8 protein-coding genes, 1 tRNA gene and 1 pseudogene are annotated in these 12,907 nt (G+C 39.4%); 3 read left to right on the forward strand and 7 right to left on the reverse strand.

Going from position 1 to position 12,907, the window contains the following annotated elements; genetic code table 11:
• Nucleotides 1-425: 425 nt before the first annotated feature.
• The 6 genes from PGN18_RS13955 to PGN18_RS13980 all read right to left on the reverse strand — a co-directional run bounded on the left by PGN18_RS13955 (nt 426) and on the right by PGN18_RS13980 (nt 7,144).
• A complete protein-coding gene (locus PGN18_RS13955; RefSeq protein ID WP_335320142.1) occupies nt 426-710 on the reverse strand; it encodes a GIY-YIG nuclease family protein in 285 nt (94 codons plus the stop codon).
• Nucleotides 711-747: 37 nt separating this feature from the next.
• Nucleotides 748-831, reverse strand: a tRNA-Leu gene (locus PGN18_RS13960).
• 112 nt (nt 832-943) lie between these two features.
• Complete coding sequence (locus tag PGN18_RS13965; RefSeq protein ID WP_335320143.1) at nt 944-1,708, reverse strand: MBL fold metallo-hydrolase; 765 nt, start codon at nt 1,706-1,708, stop codon at nt 944-946.
• 125 nt (nt 1,709-1,833) lie between these two features.
• The gene (locus tag PGN18_RS13970; RefSeq protein WP_335320144.1) at nt 1,834-2,106 is read right to left on the reverse strand and encodes a hypothetical protein; all 273 of its coding nucleotides are present in this window, start codon (nt 2,104-2,106) and stop codon (nt 1,834-1,836) included.
• Between the two features lie 1,732 nt (nt 2,107-3,838).
• Nucleotides 3,839-4,489, reverse strand: coding sequence for a LolA family protein (locus PGN18_RS13975; protein WP_335320146.1), 651 nt, complete (start codon nt 4,487-4,489; stop codon nt 3,839-3,841).
• Nucleotides 4,490-4,549: 60 nt separating this feature from the next.
• Nucleotides 4,550-7,144 (reverse strand): FtsK/SpoIIIE family DNA translocase, encoded by a 2,595-nt coding sequence (locus PGN18_RS13980; protein ID WP_335320148.1) that lies wholly within the window; start codon nt 7,142-7,144, stop codon nt 4,550-4,552.
• 1,098 nt (nt 7,145-8,242) lie between these two features.
• On the opposite strand from PGN18_RS13980, the gene clpB reads away from it, so the two are divergent.
• The 3 genes from clpB (at nt 8,243) to PGN18_RS13995 (ending at nt 12,251) form a co-directional block, all read left to right on the forward strand.
• Nucleotides 8,243-10,843, forward strand: coding sequence for an ATP-dependent chaperone ClpB (gene clpB, locus PGN18_RS13985; protein WP_335320149.1), 2,601 nt, complete (start codon nt 8,243-8,245; stop codon nt 10,841-10,843).
• 245 nt (nt 10,844-11,088) lie between these two features.
• Nucleotides 11,089-11,742: an outer membrane beta-barrel protein gene (locus PGN18_RS13990; RefSeq protein ID WP_335320150.1), complete on the forward strand. Its 654-nt coding sequence runs from the start codon at nt 11,089-11,091 to the stop codon at nt 11,740-11,742.
• 11 nt (nt 11,743-11,753) lie between these two features.
• Nucleotides 11,754-12,251, forward strand: coding sequence for a hypothetical protein (locus tag PGN18_RS13995; RefSeq protein WP_335320151.1), 498 nt, complete (start codon nt 11,754-11,756; stop codon nt 12,249-12,251).
• 279 nt (nt 12,252-12,530) lie between these two features.
• Here the strand turns inward: PGN18_RS13995 and PGN18_RS14000 are convergent.
• Nucleotides 12,531-12,907 (reverse strand): annotated as a pseudogene (locus tag PGN18_RS14000) (MFS transporter); the annotation flags it as partial.

Below are 12,907 nucleotides of genomic sequence, written 5' to 3' on the forward strand. Positions count from 1 at the left end.
TTTAGAGTTAAGTACAACGACTCTACGGATAATATTATAGTGTTGATTTTTTAAACTCAAATGGTCCTCTCCGATGTCCTTAGTCTTCCTATGATCAACCTAAGCTCAAAACTATGGACAGATGGGTTTTATAATGGAAATAATTCTTCAAAGGTAAGCCCCTCTGTATGGAAAGCTCCCGCACCGAAGTAGTTACAAACTATTGAACGTTGCCTAATTTGTAATGCTCATCTAGTCGTTTGGTTAAATCTAGACAACTATCCACATAAAAACAGTCTAATATTTTGAAAAAGAATATAAACTGATGTCATATAACCCAGAAGCAGTCCCAATAATTTATCGGGATAAACTGCCACGCCGTTGCAGCGCCACCCCCTCAAAATGGTACGTCTACCACCTATAGCGAGCTATCGGGGTCGCCACCATTATCTGTAAAGCATAATAAGCTTGGTTTGAATATCTTCGTATCTTTTTAGGTTTTCTATGTAAGTTCTGCTTTTCATTTTTTTAATATGCAGTTCAATCTGTCTGGCTTGCTGGTATGCCAAATCATTGATGTGAAGAAAAAGTTCCCAATCATTAGCTTTGCGGGTAAAACTATCCATATAACTACCTTGTAAATGCTCGTCCGGCCGCTTGGATAAATCCAAACAATTACCAGTATAAAAACGGTTCAATTTTTTGGAGAAAAGAATATAAACTGATGCCATGTAACAAGAAAGAGTTTGGTAAAAACCAAACTCTTTGTACCCAGAAGCAGATTCGAACTGCCACGCCGTTGCCAGCGCCACCCCCTCAAGATGGTGCGTCTACCAATTTCGCCACCTGGGTATTTGCTATTTAATCATTCCCGAAGGCGTCTAACATCCCGATAGCCATCGGGACCGCCCACCTGGGTTTGTGCTGCAAATATAATTTAATTTTGGATTTTCGAAACTATCATTTACAATTCTATTTTTAACCCATCATAGGCCAACCTGATGTTCGATGGCAAGTCTTTTTCCACATCAGCATGTTTACCCAGATTATGGCTGATATGCGTTAGATAAGTGGTTTCTGCGCCCACCTTTTCTGCAAAGCTAATGGCTTCGCTTAAAGTAAAATGAGAAATGTGCGACTCTTTCTGTAAAGCATTAATCACCAAGATCTTTGTGCCCTTTATCTTTTCGAAACTTTGTTCAGATATCGTTTTGGCATCGGTAATGTAAGTAAAATCATCAATTCGATATCCCGTAATGGGTAATAAATGGTGCATCACTTCAAAAGGGGTAATGGTAGTTTCGCCTATTTTAAAATCTTCGCCATTGGTTACCGTGTGGAGGTTAATCTGTGGTAAACCATGGTATTTGGTTTCAGCAAAAATGTAGTAAAATTCCCTTTTTAAAGCAGTTTGTACCCTTTCGGTCGCATAAACATCAATTACCTTATGCAACAAATAATTAAAGGGTCGGATATCATCTAAACCTGCAACGTGGTCTTTATGTTCGTGGGTGAACAACACCGCATCGAGGTCTTTTACCTTTTCGCGCAAAAGCTGGTAACGGAAATCAGGTCCACTATCTACTACAATGGTTTTATCAGCTGTTTCAATTAAAATAGATGTCCTTAAACGGTTATCGCGTTTATCGGTAGAACGACAAACGTCGCATTTACAAGCGATTACTGGAACGCCTTGAGAGGTACCTGTACCTAAAAATGTGATCTTCAAATTGCTACGATAAAAGTGAACAGTCTATTAAGCCGCAATTTAAAGCTTTTTATTTAAAAATCGCTTTAGATACCAAACCTGAGTAAGATTTTGAGATAATCAGGCATAACTTAAACTCCAGCTTATTAAAACAATTCGGTTTGTTGCAGGGAGAGGTAAAACTGTCGTTGTTTCTCCTCCAGCAGGTTTTCGTCGACAGTGGTTTGTTTTACCAGTGTGACCAGTGCCGTAATTTTACCTTCCAGATTAGAGAATTTATTCACCACAATTATTTTGTTATGCTCCAGCAGGCAAGAACCCGTTTTAAAGTTCCCTTTCTCATAACGTACCTTATAACCCATGGCCAAAAGCAGCGCTTCTAATTTCTCTAAAGTATGGTTTGTTAGCGGCAATGACATTGGAAACAAACTTAGAGAAATCTGCGCAGCATTCATAAATACGGGGGGAAAAATTTATCAACCAATGCGTTCATTTTCATCCTGAACAATGTTCTATCGAGTACAATGACGACGGCGATCGTCACGCTGAACTTGTTTTATTGGTTGTTTTCTATTGTTTTTAAACGTCTAATAGCTATTTCGTGGTCAGCATCTTTCCTGTTGTTAACTTGTCTTGATTACTTAAAATAATTTTAGTTTAATATTCATTTTTCCGCTCTATGCCGCGGTGGCATGGTAGTTTTTCGCAGTTCTTGTTGTTTTTAGCGGTGCTCAAGAATGCTTCGCATTTTGTCGCGCCAAAGTACCCAAAGCGCTTTGTCAATCCAGCAATGAGCCTTTTGCACAATCCCACACGCATCAAAAAAACAGCGGCACTTTATTTTGTGTTCAATTCTTTCAACGCTTTGAATCATTTCTTATGAACACAAAACCACTGCGTTTCAGGTTTGTTAGTGCCATTTTACCTGAACAGCAACTGTTTTTTTGATTTCTCCGGCTCTTGGGATTGACAGCGTCCTTCGGTAAAACCTGTGTATTATTAAAGCGAGCTAGCATAGCGTCGAAACTACGCTCAAAAAAGATCTCTCCCCGCCTGTTCGGGCAGGCGCTACGGTCGAGATGACGCCTTTTGTATAGTCGTCATCAACACTCCGATGTATTTAAAAATTTTAACCTCTATCAATGACAGAATGGAATAGAATGATCGTCTTTCCCCAGTTGGCCTATCGCGTGGACACATCTACATTAAACTGTATTTGTTTAGTAGATATTCGTAATGCGATCGTCATGCTGAATTAATTTATTAACAGTTTTTATTGTTTTCAAGATCTAATAGCTACTTCGCGGTCAGCATCTTTCTTGCTGTTAACTTGTCTTGATTACTTAAAATAATTTTAGTTTAATATTCATTTTTCCGCTCTATGCCGCGGTGGCATGGTAGTTTTTCGCAGTTCTTGTTGTTTTTAGCGGTGCTCAAGAATGCTTCGCATTTTGTCGCGCCAAAGTACCCAAAGCGCTTTGTCAATCCAGCAATGAGCCTTTCGCACAATTCAACCCGCATCAAAAAAACAGCGGCACTTTGTTTAATCAGTTTTTGTTTGTGGTTTCTTTGGGCTGATTGAGCCCTTCGGGGTTTGTGTTCAATTCTTTCAAAGCTTCGAATCATTTCTTACAAACACAAAATCACTGCGTTTCAGGTTTGTTAGTGTCATTTTACCTTAACAGCAACTGTTTTTTGATTTCTCCGGCTCTGGGGATTGACAGCGTCCTTCGGTAAAACCTGTGTGTTATTAAAGCGAGCTAGCATAACACCGAAACCACGGTTAAAAAGATCTCTCCCGCCTGTACGGGCAGGCACTACTGTCGAGACGATTCATGATAAACTGTCATCAAAATCTTCTAAACTCATTGTTTCTTAAAAGGAACAAGCCACTTAAACCCGACAGCAGCGGCAGCGCCCGATTCTTCATCGGGCCTATAGCAAATGGCGGGACTGCTGTAACCCAAAAATTACTGAAATTGCTTTCCAAAAGAAGCAATACCTTATCTAAATGACTTAATTAGATTCCATCAATAGCCACTTGATATTTAATACAAATTACAACTCTCAATTTAGTTCTATAAACAAAAAAGGTCCAGCTGTTTCCAACTGAACCTTTCAGGTTTCATCCCGCCTCGGCGGTAATATCTATTATCTTAAATCTACCACTTCAACACCAGGGTATTTTTTAGCATCGAAAGCAAAAGTAGTTTCCGGTACATTCACATTTGGTGAAAAAGTTTTCACATTGTAAGTGTATTTGTTTCCGTTTTTATCAAACAATACCACATTGGCAATTTGTTTTGCAGCTTTATCAATGCTTAAACGTACTTTAAAAATCGATTTTTTAGCATCTACAGGAGTTAAATCAATCATTTGATAAGTTTTAGCACCAGCTTTTTGTTCTCCCGTGTAAACGTATTTAAATCCTTTTTCGTAAACGGTGAAAATTTTGGCCGGGTTAATAGCGTCGCCGCTGTTATCTACATTACTTACCTGCACTTCTTTATCTTTTTTCAGGTAAGTCCACTGGCTTTTGCCATCGCTAAATAACTCCTGATTGGTCATGGCCACTTTATACTTGTCAGAATTGGCTTTAACGTATAAAGTTCCTTGTTGCGTTTCTTTTACTTTAGCTTTCGGGTTATCGAGCGTAAAGGTAAAATCTGTTTTAACTACATTATACGATTTGTATTTTTTACTCACTTCAGCTAAAATGGCTTTAGCTTTCGCATCAGTTTGAGCATAAGTTGAAGTTGTAAAAGCAACCACAACCATTAATGCTGAAATTAATTTCTTCATCTTTTCTTTTTTAAATTTTCGTTTGAAACGTTAGAGTAGATTTATTGCTATTGGTTTAATCTAATCCTTGTCATCCATGTTATTCAAGAATTGTTCCAAAGAATATTCATCAGGATATAAAACTTCACGCGCCTTACTTCCTTCAAACGGACCCACAATTCCGGCAGCCTCCAATTGATCGATAATTCGGCCTGCACGGTTGTAACCCAGTTTTAATTTACGCTGGATTAAGGATGTTGAACCCTGTTGATGCATGACAATCAGCCTCGCTGCATCTTCAAAGAACTTATCCCGCTCATTGGGGTCAAAATCGGCCTTGCTGCCCTCTCCTGCTTCATCAATATATTCTGGCAGCTGATAAGCATCAGCGTAACCACGTTGGTTGCCGATATATTCAGAAATGCGGTCAACTTCAGGTGTATCAACGAAAGCACACTGTAGCCTGATTAAGTCGCTCCCTGTAGATAAAAGCATATCACCACGGCCAATTAACTGATCGGCACCACCGCTATCTAAAATGGTCCGCGAATCAATTTTAGACAATACCCTGAAGGCCAGCCTGGCCGGGAAGTTGGCCTTAATGGTACCGGTTATAATATTTACCGAAGGACGTTGCGTGGCCAGCACCAAATGGATTCCGATGGCACGGGCCAATTGCGCCAAACGGGCAATTGGTGCTTCCACCTCTTTACCGGCAGTCATCATCAAATCGGCAAACTCATCTACCACCAGAACAATGAAAGGCAAAAAGCGGTGACCGTTATTTGGATTAAGCTTGCGCTTAACAAACTTTTCGTTGTATTCTTTTAAATTCCTCACCTGCGCATCTTTCAGCAAATCATAACGCTGATCCATCTCAATACAAAGCGAGTTTAGCGTATTCACCACTTTTTTGGTATCCGTTATAATCGCATCAGCCTCTCCAGGCAGTTTAGCCAAAAAGTGTCTTTCAATCCTGTTGAACAGGGTTAATTCTACTTTTTTCGGGTCGACCAGTACAAACTTAAGTTGTGCGGGGTGTTTTTTAAACAGCAACGAAACCAGAATAGAGTTAATCCCCACCGATTTACCCTGACCGGTTGCCCCGGCTACCAATAAGTGTGGCATTTTAGCCAGATCCGCAATAAATACCTCATTACTGATGGTTTTACCTAAAGCGATAGGCAAATCCATGGTATTTTGAGCCCATTTTTCGGTATTTAGAATACTGCGCATCGGCACCATTTCAGGATGCTGGTTCGGCACCTCGATACCAATGGTACCTTTGCCTGGCATTGGCGCGATGATCCGGATTCCCAAAGCAGCTAATGAAAGTGCAATATCATCTTCCAGGTTTTTAATTTTCGAAATCCTCACCCCCGGTGCCGGAATAATTTCGTAAAGGGTAACGGTCGGACCAATGGTTGCCTTAATCTTATCAATTTCGATATTGTAATGATTAAGCGTTTCAACGATTTTATTCTTATTGGCTTCCAGTTCTTCGGCATTTACCGAAATTTTATTGGTGCCATAATTTTCTAACAGATCAACAGTAGGGTATTTATAACCCGATAAATCCAGTTTTTCATCATAATTGCCGAACTGCTCAACCAGGTCTTCTGATTTTTTTTCTTCTTCGGTTTTTTCGATCGTAAAGGCAGGTTCCTTTTCCACTTCAACCGCTGGTTCTACCGTTAAAGGCATTGATGCAGCCGCAGCAGTAGCCAATGGCAAATTAGTGGCCAGTGGAGATAATACCACCGGGGCTACAGTTTCCTCTTCTTCTTCTTTTTCTTCATAACGGCTCGGCTGCAATACGACGTTTTGTTGTTTACGTTCATTAGTTACAGGCTTATCGCGCACCGGAAATTCAATAGGTGCTGAAGGTTCTTCGAAGGTTTTGTTTTTAACAGCCTGCTCCCTAATATCATTTACATAATCTGGTGTTTCATTATCCAGGTAAACTTCTTTCGCTTTACGTTCCGGAAATTTAAAATCGATATTATAGGCGATGATTAAAATGGTTAATCCGGCAAAAGCGATTAAGCCGGCAACACCAGCAGCACCAATTTGGGCACTTAATAATTTATTGCTCCAATAGCCAAACTCCCCTTCCAGATAATGTGGCGATTCTGACCAAAAACCGTGCGCAAAACCTAAGGTTAGTGAAATAAACAGCAAAAAGAAAAAGCTATATCCTAATGTTTTAGAGATAGAAAGAATTTTGACCTTGAACAATAAACGGTAGCCGATAATAAAAAAAGCCAAAACGAATAAGAACGATGCAATACCAAACCATTCGTAAATAAATTGGTGTGACAAGAGCGCACCAAACTTACCCAACCAGTTCTGAACAACAGGGGTGGTAACACCTGCACCCTTTAACTCTTCTGCTGTTTTAAAAAGATTGCTCCAGCCGCCGTTGGCATCGATTACATAACTCTGGTCATCCTGCCAGGTAAACAAATAAGAAGTAAAAGCGATTAGAAAATATAGTGATAATATCACGAAAAACAGACCTACAATTTTAACTGCGCGGCCATCTGCCAAATCGAAGCTTGGCAAAAAATCCATTTTTTGCTTGGACTGCCTGCCTAATGATGATCTGCCGGGTGCATTTTCTGCACCTTTTTCCCTGAATGTATTGGCTTTAAACTGGTTACCCCTTACCGACATTTTCTATCCTAAATAATTTAATATTGAACAAACTTAGATAAATCTGCGCAGCATTAACGAAAACCTGACAAAAAAAATAATCACATTTTATAAGCTTTGTTTTTATACACTTTCTACTACGCCTCCTCTTATTAACAACAATATATTAACCTGAGGAGTTATAATTACCATTTTTAATGTGCCTTAAATTAAATAAAAATTATTCATCAGGCATTAAACCTTAAACAGAAATTCTCGTCTATTATTTTAACAACACACAAGTTGTAACGTTTTATCAAATGAAACGGATTTTGTTTTAGGTTTTATCCCGTTTTGCCCGGATAGGTGAAACGGGATTTTTTTTGGTCATCCTAAGGAATAATTTATGTTATAAATATGAGTGCCGTTTTTCACCCTACGGCGCAGTCCTGCCTCGGCTCGCCGCCGCCGAAGGGCTCTTTCTTTTTGGCATCAAAAAGAAACAAAACCGAGGCTTTGCCGAGCTCATTAATACAAATGAAAACAACAGAAAACTATTAATAAAATGCCGGCTGAAAATTTATTCATTTGTTGTTTATCAATTAAGCTGCATTCATGAGGGCTTCGCCGTTTTCTTTCAAAGCTAGTGGCAGGGCTTGGTCAGTAGAGCCCGAAAAATTTATTAGGCCGGGTTTAAGTGAAACGAAGATGCTGTGCTATGGCCTCGCTAGATGGCAATGGACAGTTTCACAAGTCGTTCATTATTAATTATATATAAAACAACATCAATGGTAGCCTGTCGAAGGACCTTACAGAAGAATGATATCTTCAATATTTTAGGAAAGCAGGTTCCTGTTCGTTTCGGTCACGGCAATCCTGCTATCCCTTCAAGTCCTCGCTACACTCGGGGCTTTCCGTTTTATCACCTTCCCATACAGGCGGGGAGTTTATTTAACTTGGGCATGTGCTTAGTTGATAGCATCCTGAACACAATGGAGAATTTCTTATTAACATCAGACATTTTTTCAGTACAAACCATTAAAAATCAGTTAATTAGTCATTAACACCCAAATCTTACAGACAAAATTTCCGATTTAAAAATCAAAATTAACATGGCATTTGTTTTGATTTAAACGGGATATGAACTTCAACAATTTTACCATAAAAGCCCAGGAAGCAGTTCAACAGGCTTCTGAAATAGCCCAAGGCAATCAGCAACAGGCTATTGAAACGGCACACCTGCTTAAAGGTTTGCTTACTGTTGATGAAAACGTGGTTTCTTATGTTTTAAAGAAATTAAACGTCAATTTAAATGTATTAAATCAAAATCTGGATGCAGAGATTGCCAGGTTCCCTAAAGTGAGCGGAAGCAATGTATATCTGTCATCTAATGCCAATAGCGTTTTACAAAAAGCACAAACGTTTTTAAAAGAGTTTAAAGATGAGTTTGTATCAGTAGAACATCTGTTACTAGGCATATTAGCTGTTAACGACAGCAGTTCCAAGTTATTAAAAGAACAAGGTGTTAACGAAAAAGACCTTAAAAAAGCCATTGTAGAATTACGTGGTGATAACCGGGTAACCGATCAGAATGCCGAAGCCACTTATCAGGCTTTGAGTAAATATGCCCGCAACTTAAATGAATATGCGGAAAGTGGCAAACTGGATCCGGTAATCGGTCGCGATGAGGAAATCCGCCGGGTTATTCAAATTTTATCACGTAGGACCAAAAACAACCCAATATTGATTGGTGAGCCTGGTGTAGGTAAAACCGCCATTGCAGAAGGAATTGCTTTTAGGATTATTAAAGGAGATGTACCTGAAAACCTAAAAAGTAAAGTGGTTTATTCGCTTGATATGGGCGCTTTAATTGCAGGTGCTAAATATAAAGGCGAGTTCGAAGAGCGTTTAAAAGCGGTTGTTAAAGAAGTTACCCAAAGTGATGGCGATATTATCTTATTTATCGATGAGATCCATACTTTAGTTGGTGCCGGTGGTGGTGAAGGTGCAATGGATGCGGCAAACATCTTAAAACCGGCCCTTGCCCGCGGAGAGCTTCGTGCCATAGGTGCAACTACTTTAGATGAATATCAAAAATATTTAGAAAAAGATAAAGCCTTGGAACGCCGTTTCCAAAAAGTAATGGTTGAAGAACCAGATACGCAAGATGCCATTTCAATCCTACGCGGCTTAAAAGAGCGTTATGAAACACACCATAAGGTAAGGATTAAAGATGAAGCCATTATTGCAGCCGTAGAAATGAGTCAGCGCTATATCTCTGATCGTTTCTTACCCGATAAGGCCATCGACTTAATGGACGAAGCCGCATCTAAACTGCGCATGGAAATGGACAGTGTGCCTGAACATGTTGATGCTTTAGACCGCGAGATTATGCGCCTGGAAATTGAACGCGAAGCCATTAAGCGTGAAAAAGACGATAAAAAAGTTAAAGAACTTTCAGAAGAAATTGCTAACCTATCTGCAGAGCGTGATGAATTTAAAGCTAAGTGGCAAGGCGAAAAAGACCTGGTAGATGCGGTGAATAATGAATTGGAGCAGATTGAGCATTATAAATTAGAGGCAGAACAGGCTGAACGTGCGGGAGATTATGGTAAGGTTGCCGAAATCCGTTACGGAAAAATCAAGGAAGCCCAGGATAAGGTTGAAAAACTTAAAGCCGATTTAGAAAGCCAGCAAACCGATAGCCGCATGCTCAAAGAAGAGGTTACCGCTGATGATATTGCAGGTGTGGTTGGCCGTTGGACAGGTATTCCCGTTACAAAGCTGATTGCCAGTGAGCGCGAAAAACTGCTTCACCTGGAAGAAGAGCTGCACCAACGTGTAGCTGGTCAGGACGAAGCTATTGAAGCCATTTCTGATGCCATCCGCCGTTCACGTGCTGGTTTGCAGGATAAACGTAAACCTATTGGCTCTTTTATCTTTTTAGGTACTACCGGTGTAGGTAAAACGGAGCTTGCAAAGGCCCTGGCTGAATTTTTATTCAATGATGAAAATGCACTTACCCGTATTGATATGAGTGAGTACCAGGAGCGCCATGCGGTGTCGCGATTAATTGGTGCGCCTCCGGGATATGTGGGTTATGATGAAGGCGGACAGTTAACCGAAGCCGTTAGGCGTAAACCTTACTCAGTAGTTTTGCTCGATGAGATCGAAAAAGCACATCCTGACGTATTTAACATCCTGTTGCAGGTATTGGATGATGGCCGTTTAACGGATAATAAAGGTAGAACGGTAAATTTTAAAAATACCATCATCATCATGACATCGAACATCGGTGCACATTTGATTCAGGATAACTTTAAAGATTTAAGCGACGATAACCGCGAAGAGGTTATTGCGAAAACCAAAAACGAATTGTTTGAGGTATTGAAACAGACCATTCGTCCGGAGTTTTTGAACAGGATTGATGAGCTGATTATGTTTACGCCGTTAAATCGTAGCGAAATCAGAAACATTGTAAGCTTACAGTTTAAACAAGTACAGCAAACCTTGGCCGAAATGGGCATAGAAATGGAGGCCAGCGATGAAGCTTTAGATTGGTTGGCACAATTGGGTTACGATCCGCAGTTTGGTGCAAGACCGTTAAAAAGGGTCATCCAGAAAAGAATCTTAAACGAACTATCGAAAGAGATACTGGCTGGAAAAGTTGACAAAGACAGCAAAATTAAGTTAGACATGTTCGATCATAAATTTGTGTTCCTGAACCAGAAAGCAGATTAAAAACGTAATAACTAAGTGAAATCCCATAGATTAATTTCTGTGGGATTTTTTTTGTTTAATCCTTCTAAAAATAGCTGCCATATCCTGGAGTAAAGTTGGTCTGGATTTGCAATCCAGATCCACGAACTGTGGACTTTATAATCCAAACACAAAAAATTTATTTACGTAACTAACATAGTAGTTTATTCCCTTGCTTTTTATTTCAATAATGATTATTATTGATTACACACAAAAACACAAATAAAATGAAACCTAAATTAATCATTATGGTACTGCTATGTGCCGTTAGTTGGCGCAGCTATGCCCAGACCGAAAAAGGCTCCGCATTTGTTGGCGGAAGTTTAAGTTTTGGAACCTCCAGACAAAACAGCTCATCACCCAGCTTAAACACGTTTACCTTTACCCCAAGGGGAGGTTATTTTTTAGCCAATAATCTTGCCATTGGTCTGGAAATTCCACTTAATCTTTCGAAACTCAGGGGTGAAAACTATATTGCATGGAATAATGAATACGGATATTACGAAGAACAGCGTGGAGTTAAAGAATTCAGCTTTGGTTTTTCTCCCTTCTTACGCAAATACATCGATGTTAAAGATCGTTTTAAGTTTTTCATGCAAGCCAACCTGCTTTTACAGGTAAACACCTTTAACCGCATTGACGATGAAGGTTACCTGATCCGTACCGATGCTAAAATAAAGGGATGGGGTGCGAGCATTAGCCCTGGTTTTAGTTATTTCGTTTCGAAACATGCTGCATTGGAGTTTTCGGTGCCTGTTGTCTCTTTCTTCCATCAAAATTATTATGCTGAGGAGTCGCTATACAACTATGATAAAACCAATAACCTAAAGCTAGCGCTACAAAATTTCACACCAACATTTACTTTTAATTATCACTTTTAACATTCTCCAAGATGAAAAATACATTCACCAAAAGCTTTTGCCTGGCCGGCATAAGCTTATCATTGCTATTGGGTATCTCCTACCAGGCAAATGCACAACGCTTTCGTGGCAAAATAGAATATTACAGCAGTGTATTTCCATCTGAAGACGGTAAAATCAAATCTATAAATGATGTCAAAATTGAATATTATAATTCCGTTTTTAAATCGGAAGATGGAAAAGTAAAAACCATCGGCGATAAAAGCGTAGCATATTACAACAGTGTATTCCCTTCTGAAAACGGGAAAATTAAATCTATAGGTGATATTAAAATCGACTATTACAATTCCGTTTTTAAATCTGAAGATGGAAAAATCAAATCAATTGGAAATATAAAATTTGAATACAATAACATGGGATCTCAAAAAAGCAATGGCAAAATAAAATCGATCGTTAATGAAAACGAGGACCAGGAATCAGAAGAAGCGCTGGATACTTATTATTTTATAGAAAAACTGAATTGCCAATAATTTAATATAGCCAATTGGAGCTTAATGTTTGGTACAAAGCAAAAGTATATGACTTTAGCTAAACACCTGATATCCATTCCTCGAACCCAATTTCAACTTTAGATATAAAGGATTTTCGTCATTGCGAGGCACGAAGCAATCTTAAGGCGACCGCTGGTAGCGCTTCATGCTTTGAGATTGCTCGTCGGCTGAAGAAGCCCTCGCGTAGTGACGATTTTTCAGATACACTTAACTAATTTTCCTTAGAATAACAATCATATATTTTACAAGCTTCTGTTTCTATTTCTTCTTCGTTTCTATATTAGAAGAAAGCCGTTAATAAACCGATTAAAGGAAGAAACGCACAAACGTTAAATACGTATCCAATACTGGTAGAATCTGCTAGCCTACCTAACAAAGCCGATCCGATGCCACCCATACCAAAGGCAAAACCAAAAAACAAACCTGCAACCAAACCTACCTTTCCCGGAATCAATTCTTGCGCGTAAACCAATATGGCAGAAAAAGCCGAAGCCAGAATCATACCGATGGGAACAATAAGTACCCCGATCCAAAACAAACTGGCATGCGGAAGCAATAAAGCAAAAGGCGCAGTACCCAATATAGATACCCAAATAACATATTTTCGCCCTATTTTATCGCCTATTGGTCCGCCT

The sequence above is a fragment of the Pedobacter terrae genome, from assembly GCF_036946585.1.
Taxonomy (GTDB): domain Bacteria; phylum Bacteroidota; class Bacteroidia; order Sphingobacteriales; family Sphingobacteriaceae; genus Pedobacter; species Pedobacter terrae_C.